Source organism: Lentzea sp. NPDC058436 (genome assembly GCF_042721515.1).
Taxonomy (GTDB): domain Bacteria; phylum Actinomycetota; class Actinomycetes; order Mycobacteriales; family Pseudonocardiaceae; genus Lentzea.
The window spans coordinates 246785-267503 of record NZ_JBHXLF010000002.1; the positions used below are offsets into that span (position 1 = coordinate 246785).

At 68.7% G+C, this 20719-nt stretch carries 17 protein-coding genes; 8 read left to right on the top strand and 9 right to left on the bottom strand.

What is annotated here, in order from left to right; all coding sequences use genetic code 11:
- Window positions 1-464: 464 nt before the first annotated feature.
- From ACFWN2_RS08585 to ACFWN2_RS08600, 4 genes are read right to left on the bottom strand one after another with little or no spacing between them, the layout of a single operon-like run.
- Window positions 465-2942: a CHAT domain-containing protein gene (locus ACFWN2_RS08585; protein ID WP_382425903.1), complete on the bottom strand. Its 2478-nt coding sequence runs from the start codon at window positions 2940-2942 to the stop codon at window positions 465-467.
- Complete coding sequence (locus tag ACFWN2_RS08590) at window positions 2942-3379, bottom strand: hypothetical protein (RefSeq protein WP_382425905.1); 438 nt, start codon at window positions 3377-3379, stop codon at window positions 2942-2944. Before ACFWN2_RS08590 ends, ACFWN2_RS08585 begins: the two co-directional genes overlap by 1 nt.
- Complete coding sequence (locus ACFWN2_RS08595; protein WP_382425907.1) at window positions 3372-3929, bottom strand: RNA polymerase sigma factor; 558 nt, start codon at window positions 3927-3929, stop codon at window positions 3372-3374. Before ACFWN2_RS08595 ends, ACFWN2_RS08590 begins: the two co-directional genes overlap by 8 nt.
- Window positions 3926-5407, bottom strand: coding sequence for a S8 family serine peptidase (locus ACFWN2_RS08600; protein WP_382425909.1), 1482 nt, complete (start codon window positions 5405-5407; stop codon window positions 3926-3928). The genes ACFWN2_RS08595 and ACFWN2_RS08600 overlap by 4 nt, the downstream gene beginning before the upstream one ends.
- A 237-nt stretch (window positions 5408-5644) precedes the next feature.
- Here ACFWN2_RS08600 and ACFWN2_RS08605 point away from each other — a divergent pair, with 237 nt between their 5' ends.
- The gene (locus ACFWN2_RS08605) at window positions 5645-6172 is read left to right on the top strand and encodes a hypothetical protein (protein ID WP_382425911.1); all 528 of its coding nucleotides are present in this window, start codon (window positions 5645-5647) and stop codon (window positions 6170-6172) included.
- A gap of 473 nt (window positions 6173-6645) precedes the next feature.
- On the opposite strand, the gene ACFWN2_RS08610 is transcribed toward ACFWN2_RS08605, so the two are convergent.
- Window positions 6646-6969 (bottom strand): DUF732 domain-containing protein, encoded by a 324-nt coding sequence (locus tag ACFWN2_RS08610; protein ID WP_382425913.1) that lies wholly within the window; start codon window positions 6967-6969, stop codon window positions 6646-6648.
- A gap of 387 nt (window positions 6970-7356) precedes the next feature.
- Here ACFWN2_RS08610 and ACFWN2_RS08615 point away from each other — a divergent pair, with 387 nt between their 5' ends.
- From ACFWN2_RS08615 to ACFWN2_RS08625, 3 genes are all read left to right on the top strand, one after another.
- Window positions 7357-8118, top strand: a complete 762-nt coding sequence (locus ACFWN2_RS08615; protein ID WP_382425915.1) for a DinB family protein — start codon at window positions 7357-7359, stop codon at window positions 8116-8118.
- Window positions 8119-8182: 64 nt separating this feature from the next.
- Window positions 8183-9133 carry a hypothetical protein gene (locus tag ACFWN2_RS08620; RefSeq protein ID WP_382425916.1) on the top strand — a complete coding sequence of 317 codons (951 nt, stop codon included), beginning with the start codon at window positions 8183-8185 and terminating at the stop codon, window positions 9131-9133.
- A gap of 126 nt (window positions 9134-9259) precedes the next feature.
- A complete protein-coding gene (locus ACFWN2_RS08625) occupies window positions 9260-9934 on the top strand; it encodes a response regulator (RefSeq protein WP_382425918.1) in 675 nt (224 codons plus the stop codon).
- Between the two features lie 17 nt (window positions 9935-9951).
- Here ACFWN2_RS08625 and ACFWN2_RS08630 read toward each other — a convergent pair whose 3' ends face one another.
- A complete protein-coding gene (locus ACFWN2_RS08630) occupies window positions 9952-10842 on the bottom strand; it encodes a Rieske 2Fe-2S domain-containing protein (RefSeq protein WP_382425920.1) in 891 nt (296 codons plus the stop codon).
- A 38-nt stretch (window positions 10843-10880) separates the two neighbouring features.
- On the bottom strand, window positions 10881-12083 hold the full coding sequence (locus ACFWN2_RS08635; RefSeq protein ID WP_382425921.1) for a hypothetical protein: 1203 nt from the start codon (window positions 12081-12083) through the stop codon (window positions 10881-10883).
- 173 nt (window positions 12084-12256) lie between these two features.
- Here ACFWN2_RS08635 and ACFWN2_RS08640 point away from each other — a divergent pair, with 173 nt between their 5' ends.
- Window positions 12257-14386: an MMPL family transporter gene (locus ACFWN2_RS08640; protein ID WP_382425923.1), complete on the top strand. Its 2130-nt coding sequence runs from the start codon at window positions 12257-12259 to the stop codon at window positions 14384-14386.
- Window positions 14387-14435: 49 nt separating this feature from the next.
- Here the strand turns inward: ACFWN2_RS08640 and ACFWN2_RS08645 are convergent, their stop codons facing one another.
- Window positions 14436-15833 (bottom strand): ATP-binding protein, encoded by a 1398-nt coding sequence (locus tag ACFWN2_RS08645; RefSeq protein ID WP_382425924.1) that lies wholly within the window; start codon window positions 15831-15833, stop codon window positions 14436-14438.
- Window positions 15830-16513, bottom strand: a complete 684-nt coding sequence (locus ACFWN2_RS08650; RefSeq protein ID WP_382425926.1) for a response regulator transcription factor — start codon at window positions 16511-16513, stop codon at window positions 15830-15832. Before ACFWN2_RS08650 ends, ACFWN2_RS08645 begins: the two co-directional genes overlap by 4 nt.
- A gap of 216 nt (window positions 16514-16729) precedes the next feature.
- On the opposite strand from ACFWN2_RS08650, the gene ACFWN2_RS08655 reads away from it, so the two are divergent.
- Genes ACFWN2_RS08655 through ACFWN2_RS08665 form a run of 3 tightly spaced genes read left to right on the top strand, consistent with a single transcriptional unit; the run spans window position 16730 to window position 20716 of the window.
- Entirely contained in the window at window positions 16730-17971 is a 1242-nt protein-coding gene (locus ACFWN2_RS08655) for an aminotransferase class I/II-fold pyridoxal phosphate-dependent enzyme (RefSeq protein ID WP_382425928.1), read from the top strand.
- Window positions 17968-19386, top strand: a complete 1419-nt coding sequence (locus tag ACFWN2_RS08660) for a cytochrome P450 (RefSeq protein ID WP_382425929.1) — start codon at window positions 17968-17970, stop codon at window positions 19384-19386. The genes ACFWN2_RS08655 and ACFWN2_RS08660 overlap by 4 nt, the downstream gene beginning before the upstream one ends.
- A gap of 52 nt (window positions 19387-19438) precedes the next feature.
- Window positions 19439-20716, top strand: a complete 1278-nt coding sequence (locus tag ACFWN2_RS08665) for a glycosyltransferase (protein ID WP_382425930.1) — start codon at window positions 19439-19441, stop codon at window positions 20714-20716.
- Window positions 20717-20719: the final 3 nt, after the last annotated feature.

The window sequence follows — 20719 nt, forward strand, 5'->3', positions numbered from 1 at the left end:
AACTTCGACCAAAGCTCTAGGGACACCAGGAGCCAGGAAGTGCTTCCGTGGTCGGTGTGCAGCCAGCAAGCCCGTACTGGAGCCAGCGCGTTCGGTGAGGTTGCGAAAGCGAGTTCCGCTGCTGTCGGGCCGCCCTCGAGTCGTCCAACCCGGCCGATTGACTCCAACGTCCGCCAGGTCCGACGTCCGCACATCGGCATGGTCGGACGTGCCTCGCGAACCAAGCACGGCGTCTGCGAGTTCGACGGCTGTCTTTCGAAGCCAGTAACCGCGTCCGGACCTTCGCGTGCGCCTGCGTCACGTCGAGCTGGTTTCGTGCTGGTGATCGCGGGACTGCCGGCGGGCACTGGACCGAGGTGCGCGCCCAGCGACCACGATGCGTTCGTGGAGGCCGGACTTGCTCAGCTGGAGACGATGAGAGTCGGCAGCGGTTCTTGCCACCCCGCCACTCGGGTCGATCACGGTCAGCTGCCGAAGCAGACAAAGGGGATCAGTGGTGCGATCAGCGAGGCCTCCGCCAGCGCACGAGGAGCTGGGACGCCTCTGCTGAGCCAAGCGTGGTAGGCGGCCATCACGTCGACGGCCGCGTCGTCCGCCACCCGGCAGAGACTCGCGACGACGGTTCTCGTTCCGCCGTAAAGCAGCGCGGCGGTGAACCCCAGCATTTCGTCACCGGCACGCACGACTGTGCGGCCAACGTCGCACGACGACAGCACGACGTGTTCGGGCACCTGATTCAGCTGGTGGATGTCGTAGGCCATCAGCGGGCCACCCACGAGGTCCAGCCGGGAGAACAGCACGTTGCCCGGCTCATGGTGCCCGTGGGCGGCGAAGTGCGCGAACTGTCTGCCGTCCAACGCCTGTAGGGTCGCTGGCACGGTCGCGTCAGCGCCGTCGAGCACTGTGCTGCCCGGCAGGATTGACGCGATGCGGCGCACCTCGGTGCTCGCGTGCGCGAGATCGGGCCCCGCGACGAGCAACTGACCATTGCGGCGCGCTGTGGAGGCGCGGCGGCGTCCGCGCATCCAGGCGGACGCCGACGGAGTGACGGTGACCGGTCGGCCGCGCAGGTCTGGTAGCAGCCCCCAGGGGATTGTGAACAGCGGCCCGGTCGGCACCACGACGAGGTCACGGTCGCCGATGTGCCTGCGAAGTGGCGAGATGAGGTTCTCGGTGAGCACGGTTAGTTGGTGCCGGATCGATCTGGTGATCACCTCGACCAGTTCGCTGCGCAGCACGCGGCCGCACAGTGCGTCGAGGTCGCCGCGCAACCGTGCCACCGCCTCGGAAACGGTGGCGAGGTCGCCCAGGTCGACGAGTGTCCCGCCGCCGCCGCCGGCGATCACAACGGCTCGGAGCCGGTCGCGGTCTGTCAGGAAGCTTGCCATGGCGCGGCTCTCGCCGAGTTCCTCTGCAGTGGCACGGAATCCAGCCACCGCGTCCGGTTCGCTCGCGCCTTCCGCCTGCCATCCGCGTGCCCTGATGTCGCGCTCCAGCGCGGCGCAACGCCGTACGGTGTCAAGGTCGCGCCTGCCCGCGAGCTCTGCGGTGCGGGCGAGCGTTGCCAGCCGCCGGAGTTCTGCCACCGCTTCGACAGTGTCTTGATCCGCAGACGGGCGCACGGGGCGCAACCGGAACGCTTGTGCGCGAGTGCGTTCAAGCCACGCGAACAGGGTGGCGGGCCGTCCGTGCCGCAACGAGTCCGCGAGACCGATCCCGGCCAGTTCGACGCCGAGCGCGGTGGTGCCCGTCTGCAGGTCCACGCTGCCGAACCGTCTGCGGTGCTCGCTGATTTCCGTCAGCCCGGCGCGGGCACGGGCCAGCGCACCGGACCGGTCGCCGATGGCCATTCGGAGTTCCGCACAAGCCAAGCGCCGCAACAGGATCAGCTCCAGCACAGGGTGGCCGCACCGGTGTGCCGACAGGTGTGCCTTCGCTTCGGCCAGCCTCCCCAGAGCAGTACACGCGCGCGCAGCCGTCAGCGTAGCTACCTCCGCGTCGTGCCTGAGCCCCAGCGCGAGGAGACGGTTCGCCAACGCGGGCGCCGCATCGGCCACCGCTCGGAACCGTCCGTGGCGCAGGTCGGCCCGCAGCCGGGTGAGCACCGCGATCGCGGCCCAGCTCTCGTTGCCGCGGCGGCGGAACCGGTGTTCGGCCCGGCGGGCCCACCGCCGGGCCGAGGTCAGATCTCCCTGTGCCACTGCGATCTGAGCTCGGGTCAGCTCAGCTTCGGCTCGCTCGTGTGTCGCGCCGGAGAGGCCGTGCAGCCCGGTCGGGGCATCCAGCTCGGCCGCCGCCTCGTCCGCTAGCCCTGCGCAGAGGAGCGCCCGTGCCCGGTCCACGGCCAGTACCGGCAGCAGCGCGGGAGCGTGCGCCGCGAACCCTCGCTTCGCTTCGCCGAACACCCGCAGTGCGGCCGGAATGTCGCCGACGAGGGTGTCCGAGTAGCCGCGGTTGAGCTGGATCTGCGCTAGCAGCAGGCGCTGGTCTGTTGCGGCAGCAAGCCGTTCGCACTGCTCGAGATCGGCACGCGCCTGCCGAACTCTCCCGGCGAGGTCGTGCACGAAACTGCGGTTGAGCAACGTTTTCGCGAGGCGGATCGGATCGGATTCCGCGGAGATCAGCGGAATCGCCGCGTCCAGGTACCCGACCGCCTCCTCCATCCGGCCGACCAGCATCAGCAGCAGGCCTCTTTGCTGGAGCAGGATCGCGCGGTCCTGCGGCGCGACGATCTCCTCCGCGCGGTCCAGCAGCTCGAAACCCCGCTCGTGGTGGCCGAGCTGGACCTCTGCGGCGGCGAGACTGATCAGCAGCTTGGCCTCGAGTGCCGGATCGCGGACCGCGCGCAGGCCTGCACGCAACAGCCGGGCGCCCTCCGCCGGGCGCCCGCTGCTGATCGCGTGGACGCCGCGCTGGTGCACCTCGCGCACGTGGCCGCTCATCAGAGCACAATCGACGGAGTGGTCACGGTTCCGTTGACGTGCAACAGAATCTGCGCCAGGCCACGTGACGCGCGGTCGAACGCGAACCTGCCGGCGACTGCCGTCATCTCCAGAGTCTCGCCCGACGCCAGCCGCAGCTCGATCCGCTGGCTCGCGGCCGGAATGAGCCACTCGTCCAACCACACAGCGTCGTCCGCGAGCACGAGGATGTTGACCATGACGGTCAGCAGGTCGCCGTCGAACGTGACCAGACGGGTGTTCGCGTCGCCACGAGCGCCGACGAACTCCTGCCTGCCGCTCCTCAGCACCTCCGTCGACGGCGTGGTCGTCTCCAACGCGAAGCACGTCAGGTTCACGAGCGTCGTCGGCGGCGGATCCAGCTCCGACCACATGGCCCGCGACTCTCCCAGCAGCCACTCGTCGACCGGCTCAGCCATCGGAATCCCCGATCAGTCCACTCAACTGCGCCAGGCATCGGCCACGCGCAGGACCGATTGTGCCGCGCGGCATCCCGAGCGCCGCGCTGATCTGGTTGTAGTCCGGCCGACGAACGAACGCGACGATCCGCGACAGCTGTTGGCACCGAACGGAAAGCTGCCGTACGGACTGCCAGAGATCGCGCGACACCGCCAGCTCCTCCGGGCCGGGCGCGTCGTCGGGCTGGTGGACCAGCGCGGTGTCGTCGACGAGCAACTTACTTCCGCGCTCCCGGACGATCCGCCACGCTTCCCGCTTGGTTACCGTAACGAGCCATGCCACCAACGCGGTCGGGTGCGAATTCCGTCCAGTCCGCCGATAAGCGTGAGCCATGTGCTGGACGACGTCCGCAGTGCTCTCGCGGTCCGCCCCTTGCGCGCGAGCGACGTGGCAGAGCATCGGGGTGAACTCACGTACGATCTCGTTCAACGCACCTTTGTTGCCTGCACGCGTCGCCTCGACCAACGACGCGAGCCGTTCGTCTGCCAGTCGTGCGGGCGAAGAGGTCATGTCTTGAGGAACCCCATGTCCCTCGCCAGTTCCGCGGCCAGCACGGGCGCGGCGAACGATGTTCCGCTCCACATCGAGAATCCGTTCGAGTAGTCGTCCGGATCGACCGTCTCACGGATGAAGTCGCGGGTCTCCACCCTGCGCGTTACGCCGCCGGAACCGGTGACCTTCGGGTACGTGCTGATCACGCACGCACCCGGACGCCAGTCCGTGACGTAGTCGCCCTGGTTGCTGAACCACGCCCGTGTGCCGTTGGGGTTGAGGGCACCGACCGCCCGCACCAGCTTCGCCCGCGACAGGGCCCCAGGGTAGAACGGCCTTGTCGTCGCGTCGTTGCCCGCTGCCGCCACGACCCGGACACCCCGGTCCACAAGGTCTTTGATGGTCTTGGTCATCGCCGAGGTGTAGAGGGCCGCGTTCACCGACTCGCTGTAGTAGCCGAGCGATAGGACGATGACGTCGACGTTCGTCGGCAACATGGCCAAACCGACGAGCACGTCGCCCTCGTGAGCGACGTTGTCCGAGCGGAGCACGCGCATCATCACCACCTCGGCGTCGGGCGCGTGCTGGTGGATGATTCCGGCGATGAACGTTCCGTGCCCGTAGGCGGAGTTGATGTCGTTGGAAACCGTGTCCGTCGTAATCGGCAGGTCGGCCGTGCTGGTGAGCACCGAGGTCGTCTCCCAGGGATATCTGCCTTTCAGCAGTTCCGCACGGACGACCTCTGGCCGCACGACGGCGCCGGTCGTGCCCAGTTCGCCGAACCACTCGTGCTCCGCCACACCAGTGTCCAACACCGCGACCACGGGCCTGCGGCATCCTTCGGGAACAACGTCCGTGCGTTGGGGCCGAACCGGTGAAGCCGCCGGCAGTCGACCGTATGGAGAGAGCATGGGGTACGCGCCGTAGCCGCCACCAACGCTGGCGTGCGGACCGTTCGGCGAATAGGTCGGTACACCGGCCAGCACCGCCCCCACGAGCAGGTGCTCCAGCGACGTGCCGTCAACAGCGCTTCGGTCCGTGGGTTCGGAGATACGACCACCCGCCGCCGCCTCCTCACGCAGTCGTTGCAGCACCGGCCAAGCGTCGACGACAGGCAACGCCCGCGCAGTTCGCTGTGCCAGGTCGAGAGGCATGATCCGGACCGGGAAAGGCAAGTGGTCCAGTTCGTCGGGCAGCGACGGAGGCTCGAGTGCGACGCCCAGTTCGCTGAGCACCACGTTGATCGGATTGTTGATGTTATCGGGGTTCGTGAGCCTGCGGACGTCGCGCTGCGGCATCAACAGGTGCTCGGCGAGATAGACCGTCTGACTCGGCGCTCGGTACACCGAAGCGCGATTCTCATCGTACCGGACCTCCGGAACCGCCTCGGCGGGTCTGAGCATCTTCGCCCGGTGCCTGTCGAGCGCCCATCTCGGCCACTCCGGCACATCGGCGTACTCGTCCTCGACCGGCTGATCCGGCCTTTGGATCACCATCGGGCATCCCCTCGCTGTAGCGGTTTCCGTATATCGCTGAGTGTGCATCCAACCCTCGGCAGATCCAGAAATTCGATAACAATGCGGTCACGAACATCTGAAATCGCTATCTGTTGCCAGTCCATCTGCCGCGGGTCTACCGTGCCGTGGGCAGGAAATCGCCGGAACTGCATTATTCGGCGATTGATCGAGAAGGGGGATTCCATGCGAAGGAAATTATTGAGAGTTGCTGCGACCATGATCCTGATCGGCAGCGTGATCACGGGGACCGCGGCCGCGGGGCACGCCGCACCGGTTGTGCCTCCGGTGTCGACGGAAGTCGCACCTACTGGCGTCGCAGCGAACCAGGCCGGGACGAGCGACCCGATCAGGCCGCTGATCTGCAGTGGTCACGCCATCGAGCACGGCAATTGGGCCAACATCGATCCGAACGCGAGTGGTATCGCGCGAATCGAATTGCGCGACTGCCAACCGGTCACGATCTGCAATGGCGGCGCGTGTCAGATCGTGCATGATGCGGGATGGATCATGCGTGTGTTCGGAAAGTGCTCGCCGGTGAATTGCGACTGGGGCTGGAGCAAGTCCGAGTTCCGGCTCTCGTCCGGCCACATTTACGGATCCTACGACCACGGCCATGCCGAGCGATATGTCTATGCGAAGATGTCGCAGTATCGGCCGGGTCACCTGTGGGTCTATTGGCGAACTGATTTCGTCGATTCGAACCGCCCTGACTACGAGATGCAGGAGTGGTTCAGTCGCGTGTGAAGGTGTCAAGCGGCATCGTTCCTGCTCAGCCGGGGACGATGCCGCGCTCGACGGTGTGCCGGGTTCTTCGACCCACCTAGGCGTGTCGAGAGTGGACAGTGCGGTCAACGGAGTACTGCCCATCGGGTGTGGCGGTGGAACTGAAGGTGCGTGGGCCTGCTGTCGAACGTCGGAAGTCGGCGCGTCGCTACCTCGTCGACGGCCTGATCCCATCCGACGCGACGCCCATTCACACCGCTTGGCGGCATGAGAGCGCGTTGGACGGCCAGCGACGTTCCACTGAACCCAAAGAGGTCGAATGCCTCACCAGGCCTCGACGTGCTTATGCAGTCCGCCACCGACGTCCGCATCGCCTTGAGTGAAGCACCAGCGCGGCGGGCCACCGTTGAAGATCAGCGCTGTTCTTGCACCGCTGATCTTCTATCGTCCTGCACGAGTCGCCGGAAGGGCGGCTCGTGCAGAACAGAACGTGGTCAGCGGTAAGCCTGCTCGGCAGCGGCCGGCATGGCCTCAGCCCGATCAGACGTCATCACACCATCCACCCTGACCAGGTCGTCGACTGGCTTTTCAGGGGCAGCACCGCCGACGAGCTCGTTGCACATCCCCTGCGCTGTCAACACTTCGGAGTCGCCGCTGACGCTCGCCGGTACGCCAGTAGCCGAGAGGGCGGCAAGGTGCTTGGCACGCCTGTCGATCGGTCTCGCGGACTCCCCACGCGAGGTGGTCACCTGCGTCGAACTGGTCGTTGGTGCCGCAATGCTCGACGTGCTCGGTTCCGAAGCCGGAGGCGCCGACATGTCAGGCGAGGAACCTCACCCGCAGCGGTGAGCGCAAACAGGACCACACCAACAGCAGCCAGGGCGAGCCGAACCCCGGCGGCAGGAGAGTACGTTCCCACTGACGAAGGAACGTCGTTGCAACTGTGGCCGGTCGGTCCAAATCGCGCGGTGGAACTCCACCCGGGATACTTCGGTCATCTGTACGAAGGCTTGCTCGCTCGCGATGACTGCGTCCGCAGGCGCCGGGCGTATGAAGCCGGGCCGGTGTGCGGGCGTGAGCGCCACCGCACCTCATGACGCCACCGTGGCCGCGACCTCGACGCTGTACCTCACCTTCCGCGGCGGGCCTGCTTCAGACCACTGCCGAACCTGGCGCGGGCGTGATGACTGAGCGAGACTGCGTCGATGGTTTCCGAATACGCCCAGAGCGACCAGTTCCGCGGCGCTCGTATCCACCTGTGCAACCTCGATGGTCTCGAGATCCGCGATTGCGAGGTGACCGGTCTGAAGATCGTCGACTGCTACGGCAGCGACGTCTACCTCGGTGGCCACTTCGAGCGCCTCGTCGTCAACGACGTCGACGTGACCGCCTACGTCGAGGCCGAGCTCGACAACCGGCACCCAGCGCGAGTGCAGGCGCGGGAGGCGGCTTCCCCCGAGGACTACCGGGCTGCCTGGGACGCCATCGAGACCCTGTGGGGCGCGACGCTCGACCGGGCGAGGCAGTTGCCCGAGGCCGCACTGCACGAGCAGGTCGGCGGCGAGTGGTCGTTCGTGGAGACGCAACGGCATCTGCTGTTCGCCTGCGATGCCTGGTTCGGCAACGCCGTGCTTGAGGAGGAAACGCCCTACCACCCGTTGGGCTTGCCCGCCGGGGGGACGCCGCCGGAGGAGGCGGCGAAGCTCGGCCTCACCCTCGAAGCCACCCCGACGCTCGATGAGGTGCTGGCGCCGCGGCTCGCCCGCATGGCCGCGATGCGGCGTGTCGTCGACGGGCTCACCGCGGCCGAACTCGACCGGGTGTGCGGCCGCAAGCCCGCGGACATGTATCCCGAGCAGGAGTACGTCGTGCGCCGCTGCCTCAAGGTTGTGCTGAAGGAAGAAGCCGAGCACCACCGGTACGCGGTGCGCGACCTGGCGGTACTCGAGGCAGGTGTGCCTGGATGAGAGTGCGTCCCCGCCGTTGTCGAACGTCGTTGCAGATGTTGGCCGGCTGGATCATGATCGCGCCGTGGAACTCGACTGGGGCTACTTTCGGGAGCTGTACGAAGGGTTGCTCGATCACGACGACGGCGTTGGCGAGCGCCGGGCGTACCTGAGCAGTCAGAGGCCGACCGCAGCCGAGCATCTGGCCGAGTTGGAGCCGCTGCGGAAACGGGAGCGAACACCTGCCGGCGGCTACTCCGGAGACGACGAGCAGTTGTGGCGGATCATGAAGCTGTACGGGCTCAGCCGTGTCAGTGACTACCTGATCGAAGCGTTCTGCACACGGGGAGAACCGCCCACCGAGTTCGGCACGACCGGAGAACGTGCCGACACCAGGGGCGGCGTCACCAGTGGGGTGAGGTCCGACGGGCTTGCCGTGCACACGGAGTTCTTCTCGGGCATCGGGCTGACCCCGTTCGACCACGCCGAGGCGTTCTCCCCGTTCCACCACGAGATCTTCACCGTGGTGCAGGATCCCTCGGCGACGAGCGTGACCGTGGAGGAGGTGTTGTGGCCCGGCCTGTGGTTCGGCGACCTGCTGTTCAGTCGCGCCGGTGTGCGAGTGCGGGCGCCGCAGCACCTCATCGACGCCACGGCGGCCACGACCTCGACGCTGTACTTCACCTTCCGTCGCCGGCCGCGCCCTACTGATGACTTGTCGCACGGCTGGGGGTCGAACTCGCAGTGGCGGACGTGCTTCAGCCGGTTCTACTCGGATGAGGAGGGGCTGCATCTCAACTGGGACGGCGAGGTGGACATCGCCGTCGATCCTCCAGCACCCCGAGCCGGTTGGTCCGAGCACGAGGTGGAACCGCTGCACCAGCGCCGAGAACTGCTGCTGCATCGTTGTCTCGTCAGCGATCCGCTGCCGGCTGACGAGAACGACCGGCACCCCTACGGCGATCGACTCAGCCTCACCTCCGCGGAGTGGCCGCTACGTCCGGAGTCACTCGTCGACATGTCGAGTGCCGAGTAACCCGACCGGCCTGAGCACCGTTTTAACGGTCGTCTCAGGTCCGCTCGGTATGAAGTGGGCATCGCCGGGTGACACGGCCCAGCAGCGCGGGAGAACCTCCGCGCGCCCCTGGAAAGGCAGCCATTCATGATCTCCGTGCTCGTGGTGGACGCCCAGCCGTTGCAACGCTTCGGGTTTCGCATGCTGTTGGAGAGCGCCCACGACACCGAGGTCGTTGGTGAGGCCGAGAACGGCACCGAGGCCGTTCGGCGGGCCGCTGAGCTCCGTCCCGACGTGGTGCTGATGGACCTCCGCATGCCGGGTGTCGACGGGATCGAGGCCACCCGGCGCATCGTCGCCGCCGGCGGGCGTTCGCGGATCCTCGTGCTGACGACGTCCGATGTGGACCGTTACGCGTTCGCCGTGCTGCGGGCCGGGGCGAGCGGGTTTCTGCTCGGGGACACGCGCCCGGAGGAGCTGCTCGCCGGCATTCGGGCCGTCGCCGCCGGGGACGCGGTGATCTCGCCGGCGCTGACCCGGCGGCTGCTCGACACGGTCGCCGGCCAGCTCGACGACGACCTCTGCTGGCCCGTGCGGAGGGATCCCCGGCTGGACTCCCTGACCGGCCGCGAGCACGAGATCCTGGTCGCCATCGGCCACGGGCTCACCAACGGCGAGATCGCGCGACGGTTCACGCTGTCGGAGTCGACGGTGAAGACGCACGTCGGGCGGGTCCTCGCCAAGATCGGCGCACGGGACCGGATCCAGGCCGTCATCCTCGCCTACGACCTGAGACTCACCCGCCCGGTCCAACGCTGTTGACCACCGGAACCCGAAGATCAGGCGAGCACCACCTGGCCTTCGACGACCTTGATCGGGATCTTGGTCAGCGGTGCGGGCGCCGGCCCTCCGGTCACCTGTCCGGACTCGTCGTAGGTGGCGCCGTGACAAGGGCACCGGAACCCAGGGCCGACGTAGGCGACCGGGCAGCCTTGATGACTGCAGGAGGCGTTGAACGCCAGGAAGGTGTCCGGCGCCGGGCGGAGGAGGTGGGCGGGCGTGCCGTTCGGCATCGTGAAGCTCTTCGACGACCCGACGGCGACGTCGTCGACCGCGGCGATCACCTGGCCGTGGACCACCGGTTCCGCCGGCGTGCCGGCAGGGCGCCGGGCGAGCGCCAGCACGCTGCCCGCGGTGACTCCGGCAGCGGTCACCGCCCCCGCGATCAGACCGCTCCGCAGCAGGGTGCGCCGCTCGACATCGTCCTGCACCGTCCCGTCGGGACGTGCCGGCAGGCCGAGCCGCACCTTCGCACGCAACAGCGCATTCAGGGACCACACCCCGGCGTCGCCCGCGATCAGCAACGGTGTCCAGGCGAACGCGAACACGATGTCCGCCCCCACGTAGTACGGCCGGGTCGTCCAGCTCACCGCCAGGAAGAAGCTGAGCGAGAGCAGGACACCGCCGAGCGCGGCGAGCCGGGTGAACAGCCCGAGCAGGGTGCCGAGTCCGACCGCGATCTCCCCGAACGCGATCGCCAGCCCGGCGACGGTCGCGTGGTCGGCGGCCAGCGAGACGAGCGGGCCGATCGGGGAGGTCGCGGCGGCGTTCACCATCTGCGCGTGGACACCGAGTGGAGAGGTGCCGTCCAAGTAGTGCGTGTCGAGGAGCTTGGAGAGACCGGCGAAGGCGAAGGTGCCACCGAGAAAAGCACGCAGTGGCAGCAACATCCAGGCCGGCGACCTCGGGGAATCCAGACGCAGCCGGGTCACTTGCGGGGAGAGACCGTCATGATGCCCGTGCACATCTCGTCGCTGGTGCCGTCGCCCCACACCACGTAGCGCGGCGGCAGCTTGCTCAACTGCGGCAACCGTTTGCGCAGCCCCGCGTCGTGAGTGCACGTCACCCGGAGCGTGTCCCCCGGACCGATCTCCACCGGTGACGGCAGCTTCACCAGCCGCTGGTTGTCGAAGTCGAACTGCGGCACGTCCAGCACCACCTTGGCGTTGGGCGTGCCGGGGTTGAGTTCGACCTTGATGGCGCGCCCGAGCAGGTGCATGTGGCCGAACCCGGCGAACAGCGTCATGGGCGCCTCCACCGCGTGGTCGCAGGTCTGGGTGTCACCGGGTTTCGGCGCGCTCTGGCCGCACTCCTCCAGTTGCTCGTCCGCGGTGCCGCCGACCTCCTGCCCGAACCGCTTCGTCACGTCCGCGATCGAGGCCGCCCGGTCGCAGAGCGGACCCGACTCGTCGGCGGTGCACGGCAGGTCGGTCGGTGCGTCGAGCGGCAACGTGTCGAGTTCCCGGGTCTGCGGCGTGCCGTCCGTCAGCCGCAGCCGCACCGCCGAGCGGTCGGACCCGGCCGGCTTGCCGTCGGTCGCGAGGAGGTTGTAGTGGAGCTGGAGGACGATCAGGCTGCCCGGTTCGAGCTTGAAGCCGACGTCCTGGGTGAACAGCGTCTCCGAGGCGCCGGGCGCCCAGGTGTCCACCCACGCCGCTTCCCCCTCCTCTACTTCGGCGCCGGCCACGCCGGTCCCGCCGAAGCACTGCCAGCCGAGGCCGGGGGTTTTCGCGTCCTGCTCCCGCACCGCGGCGGCGCCGCCCGGTGGCACCGCGTACACGATGGCGTGGTGCGCGATGGCGATGTTCTCGGGCGTGACCTGGGTTCCGGTCAGGAACGCCGTCTTGGTGAGGCCCGGATCGATCACCTGGCACCGGTACTCGTCCGTGCCGCCGCCCTCCGGCGGTGCGGGCGTGTAGGCCTCGGGCATCTTCAGGTCGACGAAGCGCTCGCCGGCGCGCAGCGGCAGTTGTGCGGCCGGCGGCTGGCCCGAGTGCGCGTTGTGCCCGCCGGGTGAGGTGGGCGCCGCACCGTTGCCGGCGTTCGACCCGCAGGCGACGACGGTGAACGCCGTCGCCAGCGCCATGGCGGCAGCCCCAAGCCTCCACAGTGGACCATCAGGTTTCTTCATGTCCTGAACGCTAAGACGAAATCCGTCCCGTTTCGTCGTACCGCGGTCGTCATCTTCGGGACGCGGGCGGCACGACGGTACTACTTCTCCGTCTTATTAACGGTCCTCTCATATTCGCTCGGTAGGAAGTCGCTGCCAGACAGGCGAAGCAACACATGTGGAGGAGGCTGGGAATGGCAGTCAACACAGCGAAAGCAGCGGCAGGCCGGTGGGTGCCGTGGCTGGTGATCGGCTTGTGGTTGGTGCTGACGGTCATCATGGGGCCGTTGAGCGGAAAGCTGAGTTCGGTCACCACCGACAAAGCCGCGGACACCTTGCCGGCCAACGCCGAGTCCACCAAGGTCGCGGTGCTGGAGGACGGTCTTCCCGGCGGGAACGACAACACGTTCGTCTTCGTGTACCACCGCGACAACGGCATGACCGACGCCGACCGCGCGACGGTCGAGCGCCACTACGACAGCCTCGCCAAGCAGTACCCACCCAAAACAGTGACCCCGGCCGGCGAAGACGACGAGGGCCCGCAGACGAGACCTTCCGCCGACGGCAAGGCGATGATGTTCACCCTCGACGTGAGCACGAGCTACGGCGCACCGGAGGCCGTCGTCGGCCCGCTGCGTGACGCCGCGAAGGACCGCCCCGCCGGTCTGCGACTCGACGTGACCGGACCGGCCGCGATCGAGGGCGACATGGACGCCGTCTTCGACGGCATCGACCTGCAGGTCCTGCTCACCACCATCGTCGTCGTGACGCTCCTGCTCATCATCACCTACCGCAGCCCGGTGTTGTGGCTCATCCCGCTGGTGGCCGTGGGCGCGGCCGCACTGACCTCGATGGCGACCGTCTACCTGCTCGTCAAGGGTTTCGGCATCGTGGTCAACGACCAGAACTCCGCACTGTTGACGATCCTGGTGTTCGGCGTCGGCACCGACTACGCGCTGCTGCTCATCGCCCGGTACCGGGAAGCGTTGCACCACCACGAGAACGTCCGGGTCGCGATGATCCACGCGTTGCGCGGCGCGGCACCGGCCATCGTCGCTTCCGCGGCCACCGTGGTCGCCGGCCTGCTCTGCCTGCTCGTCGCGGACCTCAACAGCACCAGCGGACTGGGCCCGATCGGCGCGGCCGGCATCCTGTGCGCGCTGGTCGCCATGCTGACGCTGTTCCCGGCGCTGCTGGTGGTGCTCGGCAGGCGGATCTTCTGGCCGGCCATCCCGCGGTTCGACACGGCCGCGGTGGAGAAGCCGGGGCTGTGGGTGCGGCTCGGCGCCGCCATCAGCCGCCGCCGGTGGGTGGCGACGCTCGGCTCGCTCGGCGTCCTGGGCGTGCTCGCCCTCGGTCTGACGGGCAACACCGGCGCCCTGCGGGAGCAGGACCAGTTCGTGTCCGCGCCGGAGTCGGTCACCGGCTTCACCGTTCTGCGGCAACACTTCCCGGAGCTCGCCGGCCAGCCGATGACGGTCTTCACGCGGCCGGCGCACCAGGAGCGGGTGCTCGACGTCGTCAAGGGCACCCAGGGTGTGGCAGTGGCCGTTCCAGGGGAGACCCGCGGTGGCTGGACCGACATCTCGGTGTTCCCGAAGGACGCGCCGGACACCGCTGCGGAGTACGACACGATCAAGCGGGTGCGCACCGCCGTGCACGCGGTGAACGGGGCGGAGGCGATGGTCGGCGGGCCCAGTGCGGAGCACCTCGACACCGCGGAGACCACCAGCCGCGACGAGAAGCTGGTGATCCCGTTGGTGCTCGTCGTCGTCCTGATCGTTCTCGCGCTGCTGCTGCGAGCGGTCGTGGCCCCACTGGTTTTGATGGCCACCGTGGTCGTCTCGTTCGCGGCGGCCTTCGGCGGCAGCGTGTTCGTCTTCGACACGATCCTCGGCTTCAAGGGTGTCGACTACTCGGTGCCACTGCTGGCGTTCCTGTTCCTGGTGGCGCTCGGCGTGGACTACAACATCTTCCTGGCCAGCCGGGCTCGGGAGGAGACCGTGCGTCTGGGCACCAGAGACGGCATGCTGAAAGCGCTTTCCGCCACCGGTGGCGTCATCACCTCGGCAGGCCTGGTGCTGGCGGCCACGTTCGCGGTCCTCACCACGCTTCCGCTGGTGATGCTGATCGAGGTCGGGTTCCTGGTCGCCTTCGGCGTGCTGCTCGACGCCCTGCTGGTGCGGTCGGTCCTGGTGCCCGCCCTCACCCTGCTGATCGGCCGGCGGATGTGGTGGCCGAGTCGACTGTCCCGGCCGGTCGAAGCGGTGCCGGAAGTTCAGCGGCCGCTCGTTGACGACGAGAAGCCCGCGCTGCAACGGTGAGCACGGAGGAGATCCGGGTCGGGGACTCAGTTCCCGGCCCGGATCTTCTTCACGGGCCCGACGGCCAAACGAGCGAAACAGCCGGAAGTTCGACCCGCAGCAGCGCGCCACCGCGTGCGGAACGGGCGACGGTGGCCCGGCCGCCGTGAGCGTCGACGACCCGCTGCACGATCGACAGCCCCAGACCGGATCCCGGCAACGCACGAGCGCTGTCGGCACGGTAGAACCGGTCGAACACCCGCGGTACGTCGGCCGTGTCGATGCCCGGCCCGGCGTCGTCGACCTCGAGCACCGCCGACGCGCCCAGGTCGCGGAGCCGGACCTGGACCGGCTGGTCCACGGGGGACCACTTGCCGGCGTTGTCGATGAGGTTGAGCACCGCCCGCTGGAGCGCGGCGGGACGCCCGCTCACCCACACGGAGGTCACGTCGAGCGCGACCTCGACGTCGGGCGCACGGGAACCTGCCTGGGCCGCGGCGGACGCCACCACGTCGGCGAGGTCGAGCAGTTCGGCGCTCTCGTCGCTGACGTCGCCGCGCGCCAGGTCGGTCAGCTCGGCGGCAAGCGTGCTCAACTCGGCCACCTGGGCGCCGAGGTCGTTGAGCAGCCGGGTCCGGCTCTCCGAGGGCAGTGCGCTGTCCAGGGTGCCGCGCCGATCGAGCCGGATCAGCAGCTCGATGTTGAGGCGCAGGCTGGTGAGCGGGGTCTTGAGCTCGTGGGCGGCGTCCTCGGCGAGCAACCGCTGGGCCTGCCGGGAGTCCCGGAGCGCGGCGAGCATGTCGTTGATCGACCGGATCAGCTGCCGGATCTCCCCACCGCCCTCGTCCGGGATGTCCGCGTCGAGATCCCGGGTGTGCGCGACACGGACCGCGGCGGCGGTCAGCCGGTCGATCGGCGCCAGCCCGGTTCGTGCCACGGCTCGCCCGACGAGGGCGCCGCAGACCACGCAGAGCAGCCCGATCAGCAGCATGCCCAACCCGAACGTGTTGATCGGGCTGTCGTCGGCGGCGCGGGCCACCTGGACCGCACCGCCGCCCGCCCGCACCGTGTAGACGAGGTAGCCGTCGTCGTCGCTGTCGCCCGACTCCATCAGGTCGGCCGACGCGCCCTGAGCCACGCGCGCGGCGTGCTCGCTGACCGGGGGCAGCGCGGGTTGGCCGACCGGCGTCCGGATCGAGCCGTCGGGCAGGACGACCCGCACCAGCCGGCCGGATCCCGGATACGGCGGCAGCTCGACCTGCGCCAGACCGGCGCGCTCCGCGTTCGCCGCGAGGAGGCGGGAGTCGGCGCGCAGCTGATCCTCCGCGCTGGCGCGCAGCTCCCCGTCCAGAAGCTCGCTGGCCACCTGGAAGGCCAGGAACACGCTCGCCGCGATGGCCGTCGCCGCGATCACCGTCAGCCTGGTCCGCAAAGACCGCCGACGCCACCAGCGGGTCAACCTGCTCACGGAGGAGTCTCCCGCAACGTGTACCCCAGCCCGCGCCGCGTGTAGATCAACCGCGGCTCGCCCCCGGCCTCCAGCTTGCGACGCAGGTAGCTCACGTACACCTGGAGGTTGTTGGACGTGACGCTCATGTCGAAACCCCAGATCGCCCCGAACAGCTCGCCTCGGGTCAACACCCGCGTCGCGTTGCGCACGAGGACCTCCAGCAGGAAGAACTCGGTCCGGGTCAGGCGGAGCGGCCGCCCGCCCCGCCACGCCTCGAACCTGTCGGGATCGACCCGGACGTCGGCGAACGTGAGGATCTGCGACTCGTCGTCACCCGGCGCCCGCCGGCGCAGCAGAGCCCGGACCCTGGCCAGCAACTCCTCGGTGGCGAACGGCTTGGGCAGGTAGTCGTCGGCGCCCGCGTCCAGCCCAGCGACCCGGTCGGAGATCTGATCCCGTGCGGTCAGCATCAGCACCGGCAGGTCCCGGCCCGCCGCCCGCAACCGCCGGCAGGTCTCCACCCCTCCGAGGCGGGGCATCATCACGTCGAGGATCAGCAGATCCGGCTCGTCGCCGGCGATTCCGTCGAGCACGGCGAGACCGTTGGCGACGGTGCTGGTGTCGTACCCCTCGACCTGGAGCACCCGCTCCAGCGACTCGCGGATGGCCGCCTCGTCGTCCGCGATCATGATCCGCACGTCGGCCCGTCCCTCCAGTCGATGCTTCGGCCGCTCATCGTCCCCGACCAACCTGAGGCCAGCGTTAGAGCGTCGCCGAGGAACCAATTCTGAGCGGCCTCCTTTCGGTTGTGCGATTACTGAGCAATGGGCGGAACGTGGCGTTTCCTGCAATAGCGTCTGTTTCATTCGTCGTGCGGGACTCCTAGCGGAGCAACGAACCAGGAGCGTTCGACCATGGGCGACACCGCCATCATCGGAGGCACCTCAAGCCTCGTTCGTGAACCCGTTGTGGACGCTTTCGCCGATCTGCGGGCCCCGCGCCGCGCAGACCAGGCACGTGCTCTGGGCCTGTACCCGTACTTCAAGGCCATGGCGCGGCACGGCGGCGGCACCGTGGTCGTGGACGGCGAGCAGTACGTCCTCACCGGTTCCAACGACTACCTGGGACTGACCCAGGACGAACGGGTGCGTGAGGCCGCGCGTGCCGCCGTGGACGACTTCGGCATGTCCGCCTCGGGATCGCGCTTCCTCACCGGAACACTCGAACTCCACGAGACCCTGGAAGCCGAACTGGCGGACTTCCTCGGCAAGGAGTCCGCGCTGATCTTCAGCGCCGGCTTCCTCGGGACCGCCTCGGCCGTCGCGTCGCTGGGCGGACGCCGCAACATCGTGTACTTCGACGACCAGAACCACGCGAGCATGATCGACGGCTCGCGGATGGCGGCGAACAAGCCGCGGCGCTTCCAGCACAACGACGCCGCCGATCTCGAACGCCTTCTCAAGGAGGACGAAGGACTGTCGGGTGGCCGTGTCGTCTACACCGAGGGCATCTTCTCGATGTCCGGCCACATCGGCGCCATCCCCGAGGTCGTGGAGGTCGCCAGGCGGTACGGCGCGCGGGTGGTGTGCGACGACGCGCACGCGACCGGTGTGCTCGGGCCGCGTGGCGAAGGGTCGCACGCGCACTTCGACCTGACCGACGAGGTCGACGTCGTGGCGGGCACGTTCTCGAAGGCCATGGCGTCCGTCGGCGGGTTTCTGGCCGGCACGACCGATGTCATCGACTACATCAGGCACACCTCACGGCCGTTCATCTTCAGCACCGCTCTGCCCGCGCCGAACATCGCCGCCAGTCTCGCGGCGTTGCGCATCATCCGCTCCGAGCCCGAGCACCGCGAGCAGATGTGGTCGAAGGTCGACTTCATGCGCCAGAACCTCCTGAGCCTGGGCTTCGACCTGCTCGGCTCCAACAGCCCGATCGTCCCCGTGCTGGTCGGCGACGAGAGCACCGCTTTCCAGTTCTGGCGCGGGTTGTGGGAGGAGAAGGTCTTCGCCACACCGGCCATTCCCCCTGCCGTGGCCGCCGGACGGAGCCTCATCCGCACCAGTTTCAACACCGCGCACAAACTTGAGCACCTGGAGCGCGTGCTGGCTGCGTTCGAGAAGGTGGGCCGTTCGTTGCGAGTGATCTCGTGACGCACCAGCAGGAGACGCGCCGCCTGTCGATCAGCACGGTGCCGGTGCCGGGTTGGCTGGAGTCGCGGGCATTGCGCGGCGGATCCGCGCGGACCAAGCACCTGGCCGAACCGCCGCCGGGCTCGGGCCTGCGGGCCGTGCCCGGTGACGCCGGGCTTCCCCTGGTCGGTCAGGGGCTTGAGTGGATGCGGTACGGCCCGCGGTTCGAACGCGCCAGGGTGACGCGGTACGGGCCGGTGTCGTGGATGAAGGCGTTCGGCATGAAGATGGCGATGGTCGGGGGCGCCGACGCCACCCAGGCCGTGCTGACCAACAAGGACAAGGCGTTCTCGCAGTCCGGGTGGAACCTGTTCTTCGACCCGTTCTTCAAGCGCGGCCTGCTGATGCTCGACGCGGAACACCTGCAGCACCGGCGGATCATGCAGCAGGCCTTCACCCGCCCCCGGCTCGCCGGCTACGCGGGGGTGGCGGGGCAGGTCGTCCGTGCGGGACTCGCCGACCTGCCGGACCGGTTCACCGTCCACCCGGCGATGGCCCGGCTCACCATGGGCATCGGGTCGCAGGTGTTCATGGCGAGCGCTCTCGAAACGAACGAGCCTGTGCTGCAAGCATTCCGGGCCGCGGTCGACGGCACCACCGCACTGGCGCGGTTCTCCGTGCCAGGCGGCAAGTGGCAGGCGGGATCGCGTGGCAGGAAGATGCTGGAGGAGTACTTCACGGCTGCCCTGCCCGGTAAACGGTCGAGCGACGGCAGCGACCTGTTCTCGGTGCTGGCCTCCGCGCAGGACGAGGACGGCCAGCGGTTCACCGACACCGAGATCGTCGACCACATGATCTTCCTGATGGTGGCCGCGCTCGACACCTCGGCCACCACGGCGACGGCGGCGATGTACTACCTGGCCCGCCATCCGGAGTGGCAGGAACGGGCCCGCGCCGAGTCCGTCGCCCTGGGGCCGGCGCCGGACATCGACGGCCTCGATCAGTTGACGACGCTCGACCTGGTGGTGAAGGAGTCGCTGCGCCTCGTCGCGCCCGTGCCCACCTTCGTGCGCAGGACGGTCCGCGACGTCGACCTCACCGGCTACCACCTGCCGGCCGGCACGACCACGATCGTCATGCCCGCCGCCAACCACTACGACCCGGCGTACTGGCGCGAGCCCGACGCGTTCGACCCCGACCGGTTCGCCGAACCGCGCAGGGAGGACCAGGCGCACCGGTTCGCGTTCGTGCCCTTCGGCGGCGGCGCGCACAAGTGCATCGGGATGGTGCTGGGCTTCCTGGAAGTCAAGACGATCCTGCACGAGTTGCTGCTGCGCCACCGGTGGCGGCTGCCGGAGGGCTACCGGATGCGGTGGGACTGGTCGAACACCCCGGTCCCGACCGGCGGTCTCCCCGTCCACCTCGACCGCGTCTGACACGTCCTGTGTGGACGGAACGCCGAAGATCCAGCACTGCTAGGGAGTTCCAATGAGAGTGGCGATTCTCGCGCACGGTTCGCGGGGAGACATCCAGCCGATGGTGGTGCTCGGCGACGAACTGCGGCGCCGGGGCCACTCGGTGGTGATGACGGTGAACGAGAACCTCGCGGCGTGGGTCGCCCGTGCCGGCATCGACGTCGTCCCGATGAAGCCGGACATGAACGCGCTCCTGACCTCCGAGTCGGCGCGGAACCTCATGGCGCAAGGCAAGGTCCTCGCGTTCCTCAAGGCGATGACCCAGGAGGAGCGCGAGGCGAACCGGTCGATCATCGACTCGTGCGTCACCGCGGCCCAAGGCGCCGACCTGGTGATCTCGACGATCACGACCGTGTACCGCGGCGAGTGCGTCGCGAAGGCGCTCGGCGTGCCGCACCGCACGTCCAGCCTGTACCCGGTCCTCGACGCGGAGAACCACGCGAGCTTCCTCTCGCCCGTCCGCGACCTGCGACTGCGCCGGCTGAACCTCGCCACCTGGCGCCTGCTGGACGCCGCCTTCTGGCAGGAGAACAAGCCGATCATCAACGAGATGTGCGACGTGCTCGGCATCGAGAGGTACGAGCGCGCCCCGCGCGTGGAGCTGATCCCGTCGGTGGCGATGTTCAGTGGCGAGGTCGCGTCGAGGCCGGCGGAATGGCACCAGCGGCACGAGATCGCTGGCTGGCAGGCGATGTCCGCCGACCTGCGGACCCGCCTCGGCGAGAACGTGCCGGACGCCCTGGACTCCTGGCTGGACGCAGGCAGCGCACCGATCTTCTTCGGCTTCGGCTCAACGCCGGTGGGCGACCCCGCGGCCATGTTGCGCGACATCGCCAAGCTGACACGAGAGCGCGGCCTGCGCGGACTGATCTGCGCCGGCTGGAGCGACTTCGGTGCCGACGGCGCCGAACTGCCCGACCACCTGTACCTCGCGAACAACGTCGACTTCGACGCGGTGCTGCCGCGCTGCCGGGCCGCGGTGCACCACGGCGGCTCGGGCACGACCGCGTCCGTCCTGCGCGCGGGCCTGCCGTCCGTCATCGCCGGAGTGCTCGCCGACCAGGCCTACTGGGCGTGGCGCGTCGAGAAGCTCGGCGCCGGCGTGCGCCTGCCGTTCCACAAGATCACGGGGGACCGGCTCGGCGCCGCCGTGGACGCGGCGCTGGCGTGCACCGCCCAGGCGAAGGAGCTCGGCTTGCGGGTCTCGGCGAACACCGTGCGGACGGCCGCCGCGGACGTCGTCGAGCGCTGGGCATCGGAGCTGGGAATCCAGCCGGTGGTGCACAACTGACGG